Raw genomic sequence first — 19,991 nt, forward strand, 5'->3', positions numbered from 1 at the left:
TTCCCCTATTTGAGATTGTGGTAGTAGGCTGCGACGTCGGCCATGTCCTGTTCGGTCAGGGACTTGGCGATGGCATCCATGGTCGGAAAGGAGCGGGCGCCGCTGGCGTATTCCTTGAGCGCCGCGACGATGTATTCCGCGTTCTGACCCGCAATCATGGGGACATGGTACAACTCGGGATAAGCCGCCTTGTATTCCTGAATACCGTGGCAGCCGATGCACATGGAAACCTTCTGGGAACCCGCCTGCGCATCACCCTTGATCGCCGGAGCATCCGCCGCCATGGCGGCCCCCGCGAACAAACAGGTCACCAGCAAGCTGGCAGCCTTAAAACCATGCCTTGTCATTCCGTGTGACTTCATATGGCCTCTGTCTCGTGTTTCGAATTTTATGTCGGCATCGGCCGCCCTCTTGCCGGGCCGATGAGGCATACTGATTGTACGATAGTTGCCCCGATACAGACAGCCATCGAATGTTGAACCCTATAACAACACGCCCTCGCGCCGCCGGGCGCGCGCAGAACCCATGACCGATGCCGCCGTTTCCTCCGATTCCCGACGTTTTCAGGGCACTGACCGCTACGTCGCCACCGACGCCCTGAAAATGGCCGTCAACGCGGCCCTGACCTTGCAGCGCCCCCTGCTGGTCAAGGGCGAACCCGGCACCGGCAAGACGCTGCTGGCCGAGGAAGTCGCCCGGTCCCTGGGCCGCCCCCTGCTGCAATGGCACATCAAGTCCACGACCAAGGCGCAGCAGGGCCTGTACGAATACGACGCCGTCTCGCGCCTGCGCGATTCGCAGCTGGGCGACGACCGCGTCCACGACATCGGCAACTACATCGTGCAGGGGGTGCTGTGGCAGGCCTTCGCATCCGACACGCCCTGCGTGGTGCTGATCGACGAAATCGACAAGGCCGACATCGAATTCCCCAACGACCTGCTGCGCGAACTGGACCGCATGGAATTCCATGTGTACGAAACCCGGCAGACTATCCAGGCGCGGCACAAGCCGTTGATCATCATCACCTCGAACAACGAAAAGGACCTGCCGGACGCCTTCCTGCGGCGCTGCTTTTTCCATTACATCGAATTCCCCGACCGCGCCACGCTGACCGACATCGTCGCCGTGCACTTTCCGCGCCTGCGCGAAGACATCCTCGGCGCGGCCCTGGACGTGTTCTTCCGCCTGCGCGACGTGCCCGGCCTGAAGAAACGGCCGTCCACGTCCGAATTCCTGGACTGGCTGCGCCTGCTGCTGGCCGAATCCGTGGCGCCGCAGACCCTGGCCCAGGGAGACATCCCGCCGCTGGCCGGCGCCCTGCTGAAGAACGAACAGGACCTGAACCTGCTGCAGCGGCTCTCCGCCCTGGCGCAGCGCGGGCGCTAGGCCGCCCCGGTCACCGGGCTCCGGCGCTTCCCCGACGAAGCGTTCCGTTTCCAGACACGCAACCCACCCACTCCAGGCACTTCCTCATGAGCACATCCGCATTCACCACCCTGCCCGCCCCCGTCACCCTGGAAGGCCACGGCGTCCGCCTGGTCCCCCTGTCCCCGGACCACGTCGCGGGGCTGCAGGCGGCGGCCGCCGACGGCGAACTGTGGACGCTGCGGATCACCTCGGTCCCGGAGCCGGAACACGCCGGCGTCTACGTGGCGGCCGCCCTGCAAGGCCAGGCCGACGGCCACATGCTGCCCTTCGCCGTGACGGACGCCGCCAGCGGGGCGGTCCTGGGCACGACGCGCTATCACGACATCGTGCCCGCGCTGGCGCGGCTGGAGATCGGCTACACCTGGTACGGCCGGTCCCGGCAGCGCACGCACGTCAACACCGCCTGCAAGCTGCTGTTGCTGGAACACGCCTTCCAGGCCCTGGGCGCCGCCGTCGTGGGATGGCGCACGGACAACTACAACACAGCCTCGCAACGCGCCATCGAGCGGCTGGGCGCCCATCGGGACGGCGTGATCCGCCATCACGCCCTGCGCCGCGACGGCACCGTGCGCGATACGGTCATGTACAGCCTGCTGGCCGGCGAATGGCCGGAAGTCCGCGCCCATCTGCGCTATCAGCTGCAGCGGCCGCGCGGCTGAGCCGCGGGCCGTCCGAATCACGCATTCTTCATGCTGATCGACTTCTTCACCCGCCTGCGCAACGCCGGCATCCCGGTCTCCATCCAGGAATACCTCAGCCTGCTGGAACTCCTGCGCAGCCCGGCCGCGCCCGCCAGCACAGAAGACTTCTATCACCTGGCCCGCATGGCGCTGGTCAAGGACGAAACCCGCTACGACCGCTTCGACCAGGTCTTCGCCGCCTTCATCGGCCAATTGCAGGCCCGCGCCGGCAAGCCCGACATCCCCGCCGACTGGCTGCTGCAGACCATCCGCAAGCATCTCAGCGACGCGGAAAAAGCAGCGCTGGAAAAGCACGGCTGGGACCGCCTGATGGAGATGTTCCGCGAACGCCTGGCCGAACAGAAGGAACGCCACGCCGGCGGCAGCAAGTGGATCGGCACCGGCGGCTCCTCGCCGTTCGGGCACGGCGGCTATCATCCCGAAGGCATCCGCGTCGGCGGCCCCTCGGCCGGCAATCGCACCGCCGTCAAGGTCTGGGAACAGCGCCAGTACCGGGACTACGACGACCAGCAGACCCTGGGCACGCGCAACTTCAAGGTGGCGCTGCGCCGCCTGCGCCGTTTCGCCCGCCAGGGCGCGGCCCTGGAACTGGACATGCCCGGCACCATCCGGGGCACCGCGCAGCAGGCCGGGCTGCTGGACCTGCGCTGGGTGCCCGAGCGCCACAACGCCGTGAAGGTGCTGATGCTGCTGGACGTGGGCGGCAGCATGGACGATCACGTGGCGCGCATCGAATCGCTGTTCTCGGCCGCCCGCAGCGAATTCAAGCACCTGGAAGTCTTCTACTTCCACAACTGCCCCTACGAATCGGTCTGGCGCCACAACGAACGGCGCCACGGCGCGCGCATCGACACCTGGGACCTGCTGCGCAGCTACGGCGAGGACTGGCGCCTGATCCTGGTGGGAGACGCGTCCATGAGCCCCTACGAACTGCTCTATCCGGGCGGCTCCATCGAACACAACAACGCCGAGACCGGCGCCGCCTGGCTGCAGCGCATGCTGAACCACTGGCCGCACGCCGTCTGGCTGAATCCGGAGCCCTCCGGATCCTGGCCCTACCGCCAGTCCATCGCCATCGTGCGCGAGCTGATGCACGACCGCATGTACGGCATGACGATGGACGGACTGGAACAGGCGATGCGATTCTTGGCAAAATAGCCGGTCCGCCGCCTCGTCGTCGATCCGCGCCCTGATTGGACATTCTCGTGAAATTCATGCCGATGCATCGCCCCGCCGCTCTCCCCGCCCTGCTGGCCCTGTGCAGCCTGCTGCTGATGGGCATCCAGGGTCCCGCGCAGGCCCAGGCCGCCGCACCCCCCGCACAGGCCGCGCCGCAGCAGGCCCCGGCCGCCCCGCCTCAGGGCATCCGGCAGGTCGTCATGATCGAAGGCGTCACCGAATACCGGCTGGAAAACGGCCTGACCGTGCTGCTGGCCCCCGACGACTCCCGCGCCCAGACCACGGTCAACATGAGCTACCGGGTCGGGTCGCGCAACGAAGGGCCGGGCGAGACCGGGATGGCGCACCTGCTGGAACACCTGCTCTTTCGCGGCAGCCCCGAGCACCCGGACGCCCTGGCGGAATTCTCGCGGCGCGGGCTGGCGGCCAACGGCTCCACCACCACGGATCTGACCAACTACTACGCGACCTTCGCCAGCAACCCGAATACCTTGCGCTGGTACCTGGCCTGGCAGGCCGACGCCATGCTGAACGCCCGCATCGGCCGCGCCGACCTGGACGCGGAAATGCCGGTGGTGCGCAATGAAATGGAGCAGGGAGAGAACAGCCCCTTCAGCATGCTGCTGCAGCAGACCGACGCCGCCGCCTATGTCTGGCATCCCTACGGACGCAGCGTGATCGGCGCCCGCTCGGACGTCGAACACGTGGACATCGAGCAACTGAGGGCCTTCTATCACCGCTACTACCAGCCCGACAACGCCGTGCTGATCGTCACCGGGCGCTTCGACGCCGCGCAGACCCTGCAATGGATCGCCCGGGATTTCGGTCCCCTCGCGCGGCCCGAACGCGCGCTGCCGCCGGAATACACGGTCGAGCCCGTGCAGCAGGGTGCCCGCGCCGTGACCTTGCGGCGGGCGGGCGGCAGCCCCATCGCCATCGTCCAGTACCACTTCCCGGAAGGCGCCAGCGACGCGTACACGGCCCTGTCCCTGGGCACGGACATGCTGGCCGACAGCCCGGCCGGCCCCCTGTACCGGGCGCTGGTCCAGACCGGCCAGGCCGGCAGCGTCTTCGGTTTCGCGCGCGCCATGAAGCAGCCCGGATACGTCGTGTTCGGGGCGCAGCTGCAGCCCGCGGCCGATCCCCATGCCGTGCTCGCCACGCTGGAAAAGACGCTGGAATCGGGCGGCATCGACCAGCTGGACCAGGCCGCGCTGGACCGCAGCCGCACCGCCTGGCTGAACCAGTGGAAGCAGGTCTACAACCAGCCCGCCAATCTGGCCGACGCCCTGTCCAACGCCGTATCGCGCGGGGACTGGCGGCTGTTCTTCATCGAGCCGATGCGCATCCGCGCCCTGAAGCTGGACGACATCCGGCGCCAGCTGCACGCCTGGCTGCTGCCCAGCAACCGCACCAGCGGCCTGTATCTACCGACGCCCGATCCCGTCTATGCGCCGGCGGCGCCCGCCGCCGACCTGGGCCCCTGGATCGCCCAACTGAAGACCGGCACCGACCGCCCCGCCGTGGCCAGCTTCGACACGGACCCGCAGGCCCTGGACGCGGACACCCGGCGCAGCACGCTGAACCTGCCCAACGGCCCGGTCACCCTGGCGCTGCTGCCCAAGGCCACGCCGGGAGACCAGGTCCATGCCTACATGCGCCTGCGCTTCGGCGCCGCCGAGCAGATGCGCGGCCTGGGCCTGGTGCCGTCGATCACGGCCGCCATGCTGCTGCGCGGGGCCGACGGACTTTCCCGCCAGCAGATCGAGGACCGGCTCAACGCGCTGGATTCCGACCTGAGCTTCAGCGGCGGCGGCAACACGCTGACCGTGACCATGCGCAGCTCCCGCGACCATCTGCCGGACCTGCTGGCCCTGACCTTCCGCCTGTTGCGCCATCCCGCATTCCCGGCGGCGGAACTGAGCGAGCTTCAGCACGCCCTGCTGGGCAATATCGAAGACGAAGCCGTCAGTCCCGCCTGGCTGGTGCGCAACACCCTGGAGCGCCAGGACCAGCCCTGGAAAAGCGACGACATCCGCTACACCCCCACGGCGCAGGAACTGCTGAAGGACACGCAATCGCTGACCCCCGCCGCCCTGAAGCAGTTCCACGACCGCTTCTACGGCGCCGGCGGCATCCAGCTGTCCGTGGTCGGCGACTTCGACCCGCAAGCCGTCGAACACAGCCTGCGCGCGGGACTGGAAGGCTGGCGGCAGGCGCCGGCCTACGAACGGGCCATGGAACCCTGGTATCCCATCGCGCCCGAAGTCTTCCACATCCCGGCGCCGGGCAAGGCCAATGCCAATTACCTGGCCGCGCTGCAGCTGAAGCTGCAGGACACCGACCCCCGCTGGCCCGCCCTGATCCTGGCCAACTACCTGCTGGGCGGATCGGAGGATTCCCGCCTGTGGCAGGCGATCCGGGTCAAGGGCGGCCTGTCCTACACGGTGGGCAGCTCGCTGCAAGCGTCGTCCTGGGAGCCTTCCGGCAGCTGGACGTTCTTCGCCACCATGGCATCCCAGAACGCCCAGGCGCTGCAGGACGCCATGGTCAAGACGCTGAGCGACACGCTGAAGAACGGATTCACCCAGGACGAAGTGGACCAGGGCGTGAAATCCCTGCTCAATTACCTGAAGCTGGGCCGCTCCAACGACAGCTGGCTGGCGGACCACTGGCTGGACTACCTGGATACGGGCCGCAGCTTCGCCTGGCAGCAGCGCATCATCGACCAGTTGAAGAGCCTGAAGGCCGGGCAGGTGAACGCGGCGATGCGGGATCTGCTCAAGCCCGGCGAACTCAGCATCGCGGTGGCCGCCGATCCCAAGGCGAAACCCTGAAGACGGACTCCGCGCCCGCACAGGACGCGCCCCTGCGATGCGGCCGCGATGCCCGCACCCGGCAACGGCGGCGGCCTTCCAAGCGCCCGATCATTGCCCTTTCGAGCGAGGCTCGCTACAATTCATCGATCACACAAATCGATTTGGGGAAATGCCTGGAAGACTGCAGGATTTCCCGGAGGACGCCATGACGGACCGCCTGAAGGACATGCATGAACATCCGGCGCTGCTGCTGCCGGACCTGACGCTGCTGCCGGAGGGCGCCCGGCGCGGGCACGCCGTGCTGGTCGAGGGCGGCCACATCCGGGACGTCGGCCCCGCGGACGGATTCCAGGCGCTGGAAGTCCCCCGGATTCCGCTGCCGGGCCGGCTCCTGATGCCCGGCTTCATCGACGCCCATCATCATCTGACGCAGTCTTTCGGCAAATCCCTGGTGTTCGGCGAACCGTCCGAGATCTTCAAGCGGGTCTGGGTGCCGATGGAACAGTTCATGGACGAGGATGCCATCGAGACCGCCACCCGGCTGGCCGCCTGGGAATCGCTGCGCGGCGGGTTCACCACGGTGGCGGACGCGGGCACGCGGGCCTCGGCGGACGTCGGCCTGCTGGCGGACGCGACCTCCAGCGTCGGGCTGCGTTGCGTGCTGGGCGTGATCTGCAACGACCTCCAGGGCGGTGCACAGGTCGCCAGCCGCGCGGACATCGAACGGCTCGCCCGGAAGCACCTGACGCGCTGGCATGGCCACGACCTGGTGCATCCCTCGCTGGCGATCTCCATCCCCGAAGCCGCGACGGACGAGGTGCTGGTCGCGGTGACCAAGCTGGCCCGGGACGCCTCCGTCTGCTTTCAAACGCACCTGAACGAACACCTGGCGGCTGTGGAACGCTCCCTGGTCGCCACCGGGCACCGGCCCCTGCAAAGACTGGCCCGGCTGGGGGCCATCGGCCCGGAACTGCTGGCGGCCCACGCCACCTTGCTGACCACCGACGAGATCCTGCTGCTGCGCGACAGCGGCGGGGCCATCAGCTACAACCCGGTCGCCAGTTCCTGGAAAGGCAATGCCGTGGCCCCCGCCCTGCTGCTCAGCGAGCTGGGCGCGCGCGTCGGCCTGGGCACCGACGGCACGCGCAGCGACGCGTTCCGCCTGCTGGACGCCGCGGAAACGGCCCAGCGCTTCGCCTACACCATGGCGGCGGGCGACTCCTCCTCCGGCGGCGGCTGGATCTGGCTCGACCAGGGGCTGCGCGGCGGCGCCGACGCCGTCGGGCTGGGCGGCAAGGTCGGGGAAATCCGTCCGGGCGCCTATGCCGACCTGCTGGTGATCGACCTGGACACACCCGAATTCGTGCCCAGCTGGGATCCGGAATGGGAACTGGTCCGCCTGGGCAACCGGGACCAGATCGAATCGGTGATCGTCCACGGCCGCCTGCGGCTGGACCACGGCCACCCGGTGGACTGGGACGGCGGGCGCCTGCTGGAGAAAGCCCGGGAAACCGCCCAGCGCATCGTCGCCTCGGCCCCGATCCAGCGGATCGATCCCTCGGCCTCCGAACACCGCGCCCTCTGGAAGGCGCGCCATCCATGAGCAGCACCGCCCTCTACCTGATCGGCCTGACCGTCTTCGTCTCGGCCTTCGCCCAGGGAGCCAGCGGGATGGGATTCGCCATGCTGGCGGCGCCAGTGGTCAGCCTGTTCGCCCCCACCCTGATTCCCGTCATGCTGCTGGTGCTGATGATTCCGCTCAACGCCTACATAGGCTGGCGCGAAAGGGCCGCCATCGACTGGAATGGCGTCAAGCTGATCAGCATCGGCCGCTTCGCCGGCACATTCCTGGGCCTGTGGATACTGCTGATCGTCAATCTGCACCAGCTGGCCCTGCTGATCGGCTGGTCCACCCTGATCGCGGCCGTCGTCGCCTTGCTGTCGCCCTCGTTCGACATGAACCGCACGGGGCTGGGCATCGTCGGCCTCATCACCGGAATCACGGAGACCTCCACCGGAGTCGGCGGTCCGCCGCTGGCCCTGGCGTACCAGCACAAACGCGGCCCCGTGCTGCGCGCCACCGTCGCCCTGTGCTTCCTGGTGGGCGAGGTCATCTCCCTGATCGTGCTGGCCGTCAGCGGCCAGATCCACGCCGACACCCTGCTGATGTCCGCCAAGATGCTGCCTTTCCTGGCGCTGGGCTCCTATGCCAGCAAATTCGTCCATCACCGGCTGGACGGTCCCTTATTGCGTTACATTGTGCTTGGATTCTCCAGCATCTCAGGCATCGTCGTGATCCTGCAGGCGTAATTCAATCCACGGACCAGATGACAACAAGCAGACAGAAGTTCAAGCGGGTGACCATAGCCGACGTGGCGCGCGAGGCCGGCCTGTCCCCCACGACAGTCTCCCACTCCCTGAACGGCATCGGCCAGGTCGATCCCAAGACCCGGCAGCACGTCAAGGACGTCGCCGCGCGCCTGAAATACCGGCCCAGCGTGCGGGCGCAGCGCCTGCGCACGGGCCGCTCGAATGCGATCGCGCTGCTGTCCTCCATGCCCTCCGCCGTCTCCGCCGGCGCCTCGCAGCTGGGTTTCTTCACCGAACTCGCCATGGGCTCGGCGCGGACCGCGCTGCTGCGCGGCTACGTGCTGCTGCTGGCGCCTCCCGTGGACCAGTGCAATCCGCTGGCCCTGCTGGACATGGACGGCGCGATCCTGCTGGAACCCGCGCAGGCGGATCCCGTCGCCCAGGAGCTCGACGAGCGCGGCATCCGCTACGTCACGATCGGGGCGGCCCCCGGCCCCATGAACATCGACCTGCGCCACGGCGAGGCGGCGGACCTGCTGCTGCGGCATCTGCTGGACGTCGGCGCGCAATCCATCGGCCTGATCCTGGGCAGCAACGGGCGGGCCTCCCAGGAAGCATTCCGCGCGCGATACCTGGCCCTGGCGCAAGAGCGCGCCTTCACGCCCATCATTCACGAAGCCCCCGAGGAAGCAGGGGAAAAGGCGGGCTACGACGCGACCCGCCGGCTGCTGCAACAGCACCCCGGGCTGGACGCTCTGTGCGTGCCCATCGACACCTTCGCCTCGGGCGCGGCGCAGGCCGCCGCGGATGCCGGCCGCGGCATCGGCCGGGGCTTGCGGCTGGTCACCCGCTACGACGGCCTGCGCGCGCGCACCTGCCAGCCTCCGCTGACCGCCGTGGACCTGCACCTGGACGCGATTTCGGCGGCCGCCGTGGATCTGCTGCTGCAAACCCTGGACGGCCGTCCTCCGCAGCCCATGGACACGCCCCCGCCCGCACTCATCGCCCGGGCGTCCTCCCTGGGCTAGGATCCCGCGACGAAGAAGGGGCGGCTCATCAAGAGCCGCCCCTTTTCGCACTGCCCGAAAGCCTGCGGCGACCTCAGATCCGGTAATTGGCCGGGCGGCCGACGGCGGGCTTGTCCGAGGAGCCGCCCGAAGGCTGCCCCGCGTTCCCGGTATGGCGGAACAGCAGATTCAGCAGGACCGCCACCAGCGCGCTCATGGCCACCCCGCTGCCCACGATGGCTTCGACGTTGGCCGGCAGCGCGTGGTACATGCCCGGAATCAGCACCGGCAGCAGGCCCAGCGCCAGGGCCAGGGTGCAGGTGATCAGATTGCCCGTATTGCTGAAGTCCACCCGGGCAAGCATCTGGATGCCCAGCACGCTGATGATGGCGAACACCACCACGGCCGTTCCGCCCACCACGGCCGGCGGAATGCCGTTGAGGATCCGCGCCAGCGGCGTGAAGCCGATCAGGATCAGCAGGGCCCCGGCGACCGCCGTCACATAGCGGCTGCGCACGCCGCTGGCGCGCACGATGCCGATGTTCTCGCCGCTGGTCACCATGGCGGGCGTGCCGAACAGCCCCCCGATGATGGACACGATGCCGTCGGAGCGGATGACGCGGGGCACATCCCGAGTCGCCACGACCTCGCGGCCCACGATTTCGCCGTTGATGATGGTCTGTCCGGTGGCCTCCGCCATCGAAGCGATGCTCCAGATCAGCATGGGAATGGCGGCGATCAGGTCCAGGTGAGGCGTGCCGAAGGGCAGGAACTGCGGCAAGGCGAAGGCGGGGCCGGCGGCGTGCGCCCCAAAAGAGGTCTGCCCCAGCGCCAGGGCGACGATCGTGCCGCCGATCAGGCCCAGGGCCACGGACAGCTGCCGCCAGAACCCGCGCAGGAACCTGAAGCACAGCACCGTCAGCAGGATGGTGACGAAGGCCAGCAGCAGTTGCTGCGGATCCCCGAAATGCGCCGTCCCGGGCCGGCCGGTGAACAGCTGGCCGGTCACTTTGACCAGATTGATGCCGATCACGACCACCATGGTGCCGATGACCAGCGGCGGGAAGTATTTCAGCGCCCGGACGAAGACGGTCACCACCAGGATATAGAAAATGCCCGTCAGCACGACCGCGCCGGCGGCGGTCTGCAGATCCGTTCCCTGGGCGATGGTGATGAACAGGATGGTCGCCGCCCCGCCCGGCAGCATGATGAAGGGCAGGCGCACGCCGATGTTGGCCACGCCGACGGACTGCAGGATCGATCCCAGGCCGCTGAAGACGAAGACGCTGGAGAGCAGCGCCGAGGCCAGGTCGGTCGGCAGGTCCAGGGCGCTGGCGATCAGGAAGACCGAGGAGATGGGCGTCGCCACCATCACCAGGATATGCTGGATCGCGAACAGGATCAGATTGTGAACGGGACGGATCTGGTCGACCGGATGGACGCCGTCCGCCAGTGGCTCGCCGTCCGGGTGATGCGTAGTCTCCATGAGTCTGCCTCTTATCAGGATCTATCGGAATAAATCGATTTGGGATTCATGGCCAAAAAGCCGCCTAAATCGATTTGTGCAAATAGTGGATCCTGCGGGAAGAACTGTCAACACAGGGTTTTTACGGGGGCGAAAAAAGCCCCGCGTCCGGCCGGAGCCGGTGCGCGGGGCTGCAGGGATGAATGCCGGACCGGCGTCAGGAAAAGAAGTTCTTGACCTTGTCCGTCCAGGATTCGCTCTTGGGGGAATGGCGGTCGCCGCCGGTCGTGAGCGACGCCTCGAACTGGCGCAGCAGCGCCTTCTGTTCGTCGTTCAGGCGCACCGGGGTTTCCACGGCCACGTGGCAATACAGATCGCCCGGATAGCTGGAGCGGATCCCCTTGATGCCCTTGCCGCGCAGGCGGAACGTCTTGCCCGTCTGGGTGCCTTCCGGGATCGTGATTTCCCCGCGCCCCGCCAGGGTCGGGACTTCCAGCGTACCGCCCAGCGCCGCCTTGGTGAAGGGGATGGTCAGCTCGCAGTGCAGGTCTTCGCCGTCGCGCTGGAAAATGCCGTGGGGCTTGATGCGGATTTCCACGAACAGGTCGCCCGCCGGCCCGCCGTTGACGCCCGGCTCGCCATTGCCCGACGAGCGGATGCGCATGCCGTCGTCGATCCCGGCCGGGATCTTGACTTGCAGCGTCTTGTTCTTGCGGATGCGCCCCACCCCGTCACAATCGGCGCAGGGATGGGCGATTTCCTTGCCGCTGCCATGGCAGGTCGGGCAGGTCTGCTGCACGCTGAAAAAGCCCTGCTGCATACGCACCGCGCCGCTGCCGCCGCAGGTGTGGCAGGTGTGCGGCGTGGTGCCCGGCTTGGCGCCGGACCCGTGGCAGGTATCGCAGGTTTCCCAGCTGGGAATGCGGATTTCGGTATCGAAGCCGTTGGCCGCCTGCTCCAGGCTGATTTCCAGGTTGTATTTCAGGTCGGCGCCGCGATAGACCTGCGGGCCGCCGCCGCGCCGGCCGCCGGCCGCGCCGCCGAAGATTTCCCCGAAGATGTCCCCGAAGGCGTCGGCGAAACCGCCCGCCCCGCCCATGCCGGCGCCCGCCGCCGCGTTGGGGTCCACCCCCGCGTGGCCGAAGCGGTCGTATGCGGCCCGCTTTTCCGCGTCCGACAGCATCTCGTAGGCCTCTTTGGCCTCCTTGAACTTGTCTTCGGCTTCCTTGCTGTCCGGATTGCGGTCCGGGTGATATTTCATCGCCAGCTTGCGGTAAGCCTTGCGGATGTCGTCATCCGAGGCGTTCTTGGCGACCCCAAGGACTTCGTAGAAATCTCGTTTTGCCATTGGTCTTGTATTACTTGTTCAGTGCGCTGCGGTTTGAAGGACACATGCCCGGACCGGCGAAACGCCGGATCCGGGCCGTGCTTGCTGATCCTGAACCGCGTCCGGAGCCCCAAGCGGCGGCCCCGGACACGGCGACCCGACGCCCCGCCCGCCCGGGATCGGGCGGACGGGGCATCGGAATCAATCGCGCTTCACTTCCTTGAAGTCGGCATCGACCACATTGTCGTCGGCCGGCTGGGCGGCATCCGCCGCGGTCGCGCCTTCGGCGGCGGCCTTGGCTTGCATGTCGGCGTACATCTTCTCGCCCAGCTTCTGGGAAGCCGTCGCCAGGGCCTCGGTCTTGGCGTCGATGGCGGCCTTGTCGTCGCCCTTCGCGGCTTCTTCCAGGTCCTTGATCGCGGCTTCGATGGCGTCCTTTTCAGCGGCGTCGAGCTTGTCGCCGTATTCCGTCAGAGACTTGCGCGTGGCGTGCGCCAGGCCATCGGCCTGGTTGCGGGCCTGGGCCAGCTCGGCCACGCGGTGGTCTTCCTCGGCGTTGGCTTCGGCGTCCTTCACCATGCGCTCGATCTCGTCCTCGGTCAGCCCGGAGCTGGCCTTGATCGTGATCTTGTTTTCCTTGCCGGTGCCCTTGTCCTTGGCGGACACGTGCAGGATGCCGTTGGCGTCGATGTCGAAGGTGACTTCGATCTGCGGCAGGCCGCGCGGAGCGGGCGGAATGCCTTCCAGATTGAACTCGCCCAGCGCCTTGTTGCCGGCGGCCACTTCGCGTTCGCCCTGGAAGACCTTGATGGTCACGGCCGGCTGATTGTCGTCCGCCGTCGAGAACACCTGCGAGAACCGGGTCGGGATCGTGGTGTTCTTCTTGATCATCTTGGTCATGACGCCGCCCAGGGTCTCGATCCCCAGGGACAGCGGCGTCACGTCCAGCAGCAGCACGTCCTTGCGGTCGCCCGACAGCACGGAACCCTGGATCGCGGCGCCCGCGGCCACGGCTTCATCGGGGTTCACGTCCTTGCGCGGATCGCGGCCGAAGAATTCCTTGACCTTTTCCTGGACCTTGGGCATGCGGGTCATGCCGCCGACCAGGATCACGTCGTCGATTTCCGAAACCTTGATGCCGGCGTCCTTGATGGCGATGCGGCAGGGTTCGATCGTGCGCTCGATCAGGTCCTCGACCAGCGCTTCCAGCTTGGAGCGCGTGATCTTCAGGTTCAGGTGCTTGGGACCGGAGGCATCGGCCGTGATGTACGGCAGGTTGATTTCGGTCTGCTGCGTCGAGGACAGTTCGATCTTGGCCTTTTCGGCGGCTTCCTTCAGGCGCTGCATGGCCAGCACGTCCTTGGACAGGTCGGTGCCGGACTCCTTCTTGAACTCGTCGATGATGTAGTTGATGATGCGCAGGTCGAAGTCTTCGCCGCCCAGGAACGTGTCGCCGTTCGTGGACAGGACCTCGAATTGCTTTTCACCGTCCACATCGGCGATTTCGATGATGGACACGTCGAAGGTGCCGCCGCCCAGGTCGTAGACCACGATCTTGCGGTCGCCGCGCTCGGCCTTGTCCAGGCCGAAGGCCAGGGCCGCCGCCGTCGGTTCGTTGATGATGCGCTTGACTTCCAGACCCGCGATCTTGCCGGCGTCCTTCGTCGCCTGGCGCTGGCTGTCGTTGAAGTACGCCGGCACCGTGATCACGGCTTCGGTGACTTCCTCGCCCAGGTAGTCCTCGGCGGTCTTCTTCATCTTGCGCAGGATGTCGGCCGACACCTGCGGCGGGGCCAGCTTCTTGTCCTGCGCTTCAACCCAGGCGTCGCCGTTGTCGGCCTTGAGGATCTTGTAGGGCATCAGGTCGATGTCCTTCTGCACGGCCTTTTCGTCGAACTTGCGGCCGATCAGGCGCTTGACGGCGAAGATCGTGTTGGTCGGATTGGTGACCGCCTGGCGCTTGGCCGGGGCGCCGACCAGGACCTCGCCGTCCTGCATGTAGGCGACGATGGACGGCGTCGTGCGGGCACCTTCCGAGTTTTCAATGATCTGGACCTTGGAACCGTCCAGCACAGCCACACAGCTGTTGGTCGTCCCCAGGTCGATCCCGATGATCTTGCTCATGTTTGTTCCTGTCGATGTTTGAATGAGGGGCGGGCATCACCCGCCGATGTTTCTGATGTGGGGTTGCCCCCGCCGATTTCAAGACTGGCCGGCCGACACCATGACCAGGGCCGGACGCAGCACGCGATCGGCGATCAGGTAGCCCTTTTGCAGCGTCTGCGCCACGGCGCCTTGCGGGTGTTCCGACGGCACGTTGGAAATCGCCTGGTGCCGGTGCGGATCGAAGGCCTCGCCCGGCTGCGGCGCGATTTCGCGCATCTGGTTGCGTTCGAAGGCGTTGTTCAGCTGGCGCAGGGTGGACTCGACGCCTTTGCGCCAGTCCTCCGCCGACTGGTTTTCCTGGGCCAGGGCGGCCTCCAGGCTGTCGCGCACGGGAATCAGGCTCTCGGCGAAGGATTCCGTGCCGAACTTGCGGGCCTTGGCGACGTCTTCCTGGGCGCGGCGGCGCACGTTCTCGACTTCGGCGTGCGCGCGCAGCAGCTGGTCATGGTATTCGGCGACTTTCGCCTGGGCCTCGGCCAGCAGGGCGGCCAGATCCTCGCCGGGCTGTCCGGCGACGGCGCCCGGCGCCGTTTCGGGGGCATCAGGGGTTTCGGCCGGATCTTTGGGCGCGGCGCCTGCCGCGGCCTTCGGATCCAAGTCTTCCTGGGGTGCCGACATGTGAGTTCTCCAAAAACAGAAAATACGGGTGAGACGATAGATAAGGGAAAAATCCGGAATTTCAAGAGGCCCGTCCCGTCCCGCCAGGAGGCAAACCGACGGAGCGGCGCGACGGGCGGCGGCCTTATGTCCAGCCGGCCAGGTTGCGGGCCAGCAGGTCCGCGAATCCCCGCACCCAGTCCGGCTGCGCGTTCAGGCAGGGGATGTAGCGGAAATCGCGGCCGCCGGCCGACAGGAAGGCATGCCGGCATTCCAGATTGATCTCTTCCAGCGTTTCCAGGCAGTCCGCCACGAAGCCCGGGCACAGCACGTCCACCGACCCCACGCCTTCGCGCGCCCAGGATTCCAGCGTGGGCTGGGTATAGGGCTGCAGCCAGGGGGCCGCGCCGAAGCGGCTCTGGAAAGTGACATGCAGGCGGGCGCCATCGGCTCCCAGCCGTCCGCGCAAGGCGGCGGCCGTCTGCATGCAGTCGCGGAAATAGGGGTCCCCCTGCCGCACCGACGCCTGCGGCAGGCCATGGAAGCTGAGCAGCAGACGGTCGGCCTGCCCGGACTGCTCCCAATGCGCCCGGATGGAACCGGCCAGGGCGTCGACGTAGGCGGCATCCTGATGGAAACGGTCCAGGAAGCGCAGGGTGGGCTGATGGCGCAGGCGGGCCAGACGGGCATTGACCGCGTCCACCACCGTCGCCGTGGTGCTGGCGGCGTATTGCGGATACAGGGGCGCCGCCAGGATGCGGCCGCAACCGGCGGATCGCAGCCGGTCGATCGCGCCGTCGATGGCGGGCTGCCCGTAGCGCATGGCGAGTTCCACCTGGACGTCCAGGCCGCGTTCGTCCAGGGCCTGCTGCACGCCCTGCGCCAGATCCCGGCTGTGCACCAGCAGGGGCGAGCCCCGCTCCAGCCAGATCTTCGCGTACTTGGGCGCGATGGCCGCCGGCCGCCGGGTCAGCACGAAAAGACGCAGGATGATCTGCCAGAGCCAGCCGGGCAATTCCACCACGCGCGGATCCGACAGGAATTCCTTCAGGTAGCGGCGCACGGCCGCCGGCGTGGCGGCATCCGGGGTGCCCAGGTTGATCAGCAGGACGCCCAGGCGGCCGCGATCCGGGCCCGGCGCATCCGGATCCAGCGCGCGGGGGTCGGGGGCGGCGGAAAGAAAACGGCTCATGAACGAAGGAAGATGGGAATCGGAGGAAGTCGGGACGGCCGCCTAGGAAGCGGCCTGCCCCAGCGCATTGGACAACATGCGGGCCGTGATGTCCACAATTGGAATGACCCGTTCGTAGGCCATGCGCGTGGGACCGATCACCCCCAGCGTGCCGATGACTTCGCCGTCCACCCCGTAGGGCGCGGTGATGACCGAGACGTCTTCCAGCGGCACCAGGCGGGAATCCCCGCCGATGTAGATCTGCACCCCCTGGGCGTGGCTGGACACGTCCAGCAGATGCAGCAGGTCGGTCTTCTGCTCGAACAGGGCGAACAGGCGCCGCAGCCGGTCCATGTCGGCCGTCATCTCGGAGATTTCCAGCAGCTTGCCTTCGCCGGAGATGACGACGGACTCGTCGGCCGTGTCGGGCGAGCCGATGCCCGCGTCCACGGCCTGCTGCATCAGTCGGGAAATGTCCGAGCGCAGCGAGGCCAGTTCGGCTGTCAGGGCGATGCGGACCTCGTGGAAGGACTTGCCGGAAAAATGCCGGTTGAAGAAGTTGGAGGCTTCCAGCAATTCGACTTCGGTGTATTCGCGCGGCACGAACAGGATGCGGTTCTGCACGTCGCCGTTGGGAGTGACGATGATCAGCAGGACGCGCTTGTCGGACAGGCGGATGAATTCGATGTGGCGGAACACCTGGGTGCGCTTGGGCGTCAGCACGACGCCGGCGAACTGGGACAGGTTGGACAGCAGCGTGGCCGCGGCCGTCACGGCGCGGCCCGGCTCCGCCGCCGGCAGATAGTCGGCGATCGGCACATCGGGGCGAAATTCGTAGGGGCGCACGGTCAGCAGCGTATCGACGAACATGCGATAGCCCTGGGGTGTCGGCACGCGCCCCGCCGAGGTATGGGGGCTGTGGATCAGGCCCAGGTCTTCCAGGTCCGCCATGACGTTGCGGATGGTGGCGGGCGACAGGTCGAAGACTTTCGACAGGGTGCGCGACCCCACGGGCTGGCCGTCCGCGATGTAGCGTTCCACCAGCGCCTTGAGCAATACCTTGGCTCGATCATCCATGTCCTGTTTCACTCATCGTGCGGGACAAGCACGGCACACCGGCAACGGCGTCAGCGCCTTCATCCCCCTATAATCGGATACTCCTTATTATTCCATTAATTGCGCAAGGAACCGGCTTTCATGCACTTCAAGACCGTGGCCCTGGTCGGCCGCTACCAGGATAGCGGCCTGGACGCGCCCCTGCGGCGGCTGGGCGCCGTGCTGCGGGACGCCGGCTGCAAGGTGCTGATCGAAGCCCAGACCGGCCGCAATACGGGCGTGCAGGACTTTCCGCTGGCCTCGTACGAAGACATCGGCAAGCAGGCCGATCTGGCCATCATCATGGGCGGCGACGGCACCATGCTGGCGGCGGCCCGCGAACTGGCCACGTCCGACGTGGCCATGATCGGCATCAACCACGGCCGCCTGGGCTTCATCACCGACATCCCCCTGGGCAGCGCCGACGAAGCCATCACCCGCATCCTCAACGGCGCCTACGTGCAGGACGAACGGATCCTGCTGGAAGGCCGCGTCATGCGCGGCGACCAGCTCATGGCGTCGGGGCTGGCCCTGAACGACGTCATCATCAACCGCGCGGGGCGCGGCGGCATGATCGAACTGCGGGTGGAATGCAACGGCGTGTTCATGCACAGCCAGCGGGCCGACGGCCTGATCATCGCCACCCCCACCGGCTCCACCGCCTACGCCCTGTCGGCGGGCGGCCCGATCCTGCATCCCCAGGTCCAGGCTCTGGTGCTGGTGCCCGTGGCGCCGCAGACGCTGTCCAACCGCCCCATCACCCTGCCGGAAGACTCCCTGCTGAACATCACGATCCGCGCCCTGGGCCGGGTCGAATCGGGCGCCAGCGTGCACTTCGACATGCAGACCCTGTCCAACTGCCAGGAAGGCGACCGCATCGACGTGCGCCGCAGCCCCCACCGGGTGCGCTTCCTGCATCCCCAGGGCTACAGCTATTTTTCCACCCTGCGCAGCAAGCTGAACTGGAACCGCATGCTGCACCCCTGGGACGACCCCGACGACACCTCCCGCTAAGGCCTTATGCTGCGCTCCCTGCACATTCTCGATTTCGTCATCGTCGACCGCGCCGAGATCTCCTTCGAGGCGGGCTTCACGGTGTTTTCAGGCGAAACCGGCGCGGGCAAATCCATCCTGATCGACGCCCTGTCGCTGGCCCTGGGCGGGCGCGGCGACGCCAGCCTGGTGCGCGAAGGCGCCGGCCGGGCCGACATCAGCGCGGTCTTCGACGCCCCGCCCGCGGCCGCCGACTGGCTGGCCGAGCAGGCCATCGAAGGTCCCGAACTCATCCTGCGCCGGGTCATCGACGCCCAGGGCCGCAGCAAGGCCTACATCAACGGCCTGCCAGCGACGCTGACCCAGTTGCGCGACCTGGGCGCCCTGCTGGTGGACATCCACGGCCAGCACGCCCACCAAAGCCTGCTGCAACCCGCCAGCCAGCGCGACATCCTGGACACCCAGGGCGGGCACACGGCGCAGGTCCAGGCGCTGTCGGATGCCTGGGCGACATGGCGCGACGCCCAGGCCGCCCTGGACGCCGCCAGCCGCGACGCCGCCGGCCAGGCGCAGGCGCTGGACCGCCTGCAACAGGACGTGGCCTTTCTGGACGAACTGTCCCCGCTACCCGACGAATGGCCGGAACTCTGCGCCCGGCAATCCCGCCTGGCCCATGCCCAGGCGCTGCTGAGCGGCGCCGGCCAGGCCGTCGAGGCGCTGGACGGCGAATCCGGCTCGGCGGCATCCGCCCTGCAGGCCGCCCTGCAGGCCCTGCAAGCCCTGACCCGCCACGATCCGCGCCTGGAAGAACACTGCCAGACGCTGGAATCCGCGCGCATCCTGTGCGCGGAAACGGTGTCCGGCCTGAACGCCTACGCCGACCGCCTGGAACTGGATCCGGACGCCCTGGCCCAGGCCGACGCCCGCATGAGCCAGATGTTCGCGGCCGCGCGGCGCTTCCACGTCGAACCCGAGGCCCTGCACGCACACCACGAAGCCCTGCGCGCCCAGCTGCAACAGGCCTCGGCCGGCCAGGATCTCCAGGCCCTGGCGCAGGCTTGCGAAGCGGCGCAGGCGAACTACCACGACATCGCCCGGGCGCTCGGCGCGGCGCGCCAGGCGACCGCCCGGCGGCTGGCCGAACAGGTCACGGCAGCCATGCAGGGCTTGTCCATGGAAGGCGGTTCCCTGCAGGTCGACCTGCCGGCCTGCAAGCCCTCGGCCCACGGCCTGGAAACCGTGGAATTCCTGGTGGCCGGTCACGCGGGAACCGCTCCCCGGCCCTTGTCCCGGGTCGCTTCGGGGGGCGAACTGGCCCGGATATCACTGGCCCTGTCCGTCATCGCCAGCCAGGCCGCCCGCGTGCCGACCCTGATCTTCGACGAGGTGGACACCGGCATCGGCGGCGCCGTCGCCGAAGTCGTGGGCCGCCTGCTGCGCGAACTGGGGCAGCGCCACCAGGTGCTGTGCGTTACCCACCTGCCCCAGGTCGCCGCCTGCGCCAGCCAGCATTTCCAGGTCAGCAAGGCCACCCGCGACCAGCGGACGCTGTCGGCCATCCAGGCGCTGGACCCGGCCGAACGCGTCGAGGAAGTCGCCCGCATGCTGGGGGGCCTGAAGCTGACCGCAGCCACCCGGGATCACGCGCGGGAAATGCTGCGGATGTCGGCGCGATAAGCCGGCGCACGTCGCGGGCGCACACAAAAAAACAGGGCCTTCCCGCAGGAAGGCCC

General features: G+C 67.6%; 16 protein-coding genes. 9 read left to right on the forward strand and 7 right to left on the reverse strand.

Going from position 1 to position 19,991, the window contains the following annotated elements:
• Window positions 1–5 precede the first annotated feature (5 nt).
• The gene (locus tag Q0263_RS10155) at window positions 6–362 is read right to left on the reverse strand and encodes a c-type cytochrome (RefSeq protein WP_298015652.1); all 357 of its coding nucleotides are present in this window, start codon (window positions 360–362) and stop codon (window positions 6–8) included.
• A 163-nt stretch (window positions 363–525) separates the two neighbouring features.
• Between Q0263_RS10155 and Q0263_RS10160 the strand changes: the two genes are divergently transcribed.
• The 7 genes from Q0263_RS10160 (at window position 526) to Q0263_RS10190 (ending at window position 9,465) form a co-directional block, all read left to right on the forward strand.
• Complete coding sequence (locus Q0263_RS10160) at window positions 526–1,386, forward strand: MoxR family ATPase (RefSeq protein WP_298015653.1); 861 nt, start codon at window positions 526–528, stop codon at window positions 1,384–1,386.
• Between the two features lie 86 nt (window positions 1,387–1,472).
• The gene (locus Q0263_RS10165) at window positions 1,473–2,087 is read left to right on the forward strand and encodes a GNAT family protein (protein WP_298015654.1); all 615 of its coding nucleotides are present in this window, start codon (window positions 1,473–1,475) and stop codon (window positions 2,085–2,087) included.
• Between the two features lie 30 nt (window positions 2,088–2,117).
• Complete coding sequence (locus tag Q0263_RS10170; protein WP_298015655.1) at window positions 2,118–3,287, forward strand: VWA domain-containing protein; 1,170 nt, start codon at window positions 2,118–2,120, stop codon at window positions 3,285–3,287.
• A gap of 56 nt (window positions 3,288–3,343) precedes the next feature.
• Complete coding sequence (locus Q0263_RS10175) at window positions 3,344–6,145, forward strand: pitrilysin family protein (RefSeq protein ID WP_298015702.1); 2,802 nt, start codon at window positions 3,344–3,346, stop codon at window positions 6,143–6,145.
• 151 nt (window positions 6,146–6,296) lie between these two features.
• Window positions 6,297–7,730, forward strand: coding sequence for an amidohydrolase family protein (locus Q0263_RS10180; protein WP_298015656.1), 1,434 nt, complete (start codon window positions 6,297–6,299; stop codon window positions 7,728–7,730).
• A complete protein-coding gene (locus tag Q0263_RS10185; protein ID WP_298015657.1) occupies window positions 7,727–8,437 on the forward strand; it encodes a sulfite exporter TauE/SafE family protein in 711 nt (236 codons plus the stop codon). The genes Q0263_RS10180 and Q0263_RS10185 overlap by 4 nt, the downstream gene beginning before the upstream one ends.
• 17 nt (window positions 8,438–8,454) lie before the next feature.
• On the forward strand, window positions 8,455–9,465 hold the full coding sequence (locus Q0263_RS10190; RefSeq protein ID WP_298015658.1) for a substrate-binding domain-containing protein: 1,011 nt from the start codon (window positions 8,455–8,457) through the stop codon (window positions 9,463–9,465).
• A 73-nt stretch (window positions 9,466–9,538) separates the two neighbouring features.
• Here the strand turns inward: Q0263_RS10190 and Q0263_RS10195 are convergent, their stop codons facing one another.
• The 6 genes from Q0263_RS10195 to hrcA form a co-directional block, all read right to left on the reverse strand.
• Window positions 9,539–10,930 (reverse strand): solute carrier family 23 protein, encoded by a 1,392-nt coding sequence (locus tag Q0263_RS10195; RefSeq protein WP_298015659.1) that lies wholly within the window; start codon window positions 10,928–10,930, stop codon window positions 9,539–9,541.
• Window positions 10,931–11,126: 196 nt separating this feature from the next.
• A complete protein-coding gene (gene dnaJ, locus Q0263_RS10200; RefSeq protein ID WP_298015660.1) occupies window positions 11,127–12,257 on the reverse strand; it encodes a molecular chaperone DnaJ in 1,131 nt (376 codons plus the stop codon).
• A gap of 180 nt (window positions 12,258–12,437) precedes the next feature.
• Entirely contained in the window at window positions 12,438–14,360 is a 1,923-nt protein-coding gene (dnaK, locus tag Q0263_RS10205) for a molecular chaperone DnaK (protein ID WP_298015661.1), read from the reverse strand.
• Window positions 14,361–14,438: 78 nt separating this feature from the next.
• Entirely contained in the window at window positions 14,439–15,020 is a 582-nt protein-coding gene (grpE, locus tag Q0263_RS10210) for a nucleotide exchange factor GrpE (protein WP_298015662.1), read from the reverse strand.
• A 124-nt stretch (window positions 15,021–15,144) separates the two neighbouring features.
• A complete protein-coding gene (gene hemH, locus Q0263_RS10215) occupies window positions 15,145–16,191 on the reverse strand; it encodes a ferrochelatase (protein ID WP_298015663.1) in 1,047 nt (348 codons plus the stop codon).
• Window positions 16,192–16,233: 42 nt separating this feature from the next.
• Entirely contained in the window at window positions 16,234–17,247 is a 1,014-nt protein-coding gene (hrcA, locus tag Q0263_RS10220) for a heat-inducible transcriptional repressor HrcA (RefSeq protein WP_298015664.1), read from the reverse strand.
• Between the two features lie 120 nt (window positions 17,248–17,367).
• On the opposite strand from hrcA, the gene Q0263_RS10225 reads away from it, so the two are divergent.
• The gene (locus Q0263_RS10225; protein ID WP_298015665.1) at window positions 17,368–18,279 is read left to right on the forward strand and encodes an NAD kinase; all 912 of its coding nucleotides are present in this window, start codon (window positions 17,368–17,370) and stop codon (window positions 18,277–18,279) included.
• Between the two features lie 6 nt (window positions 18,280–18,285).
• The gene (recN, locus tag Q0263_RS10230) at window positions 18,286–19,935 is read left to right on the forward strand and encodes a DNA repair protein RecN (protein WP_298015666.1); all 1,650 of its coding nucleotides are present in this window, start codon (window positions 18,286–18,288) and stop codon (window positions 19,933–19,935) included.
• The last annotated feature ends 56 nt before the right edge of the window (window positions 19,936–19,991 follow it).

The sequence above is a fragment of the uncultured Castellaniella sp. genome, from assembly GCF_937988725.1.
Lineage (GTDB): Bacteria > Pseudomonadota > Gammaproteobacteria > Burkholderiales > Burkholderiaceae_B > Castellaniella.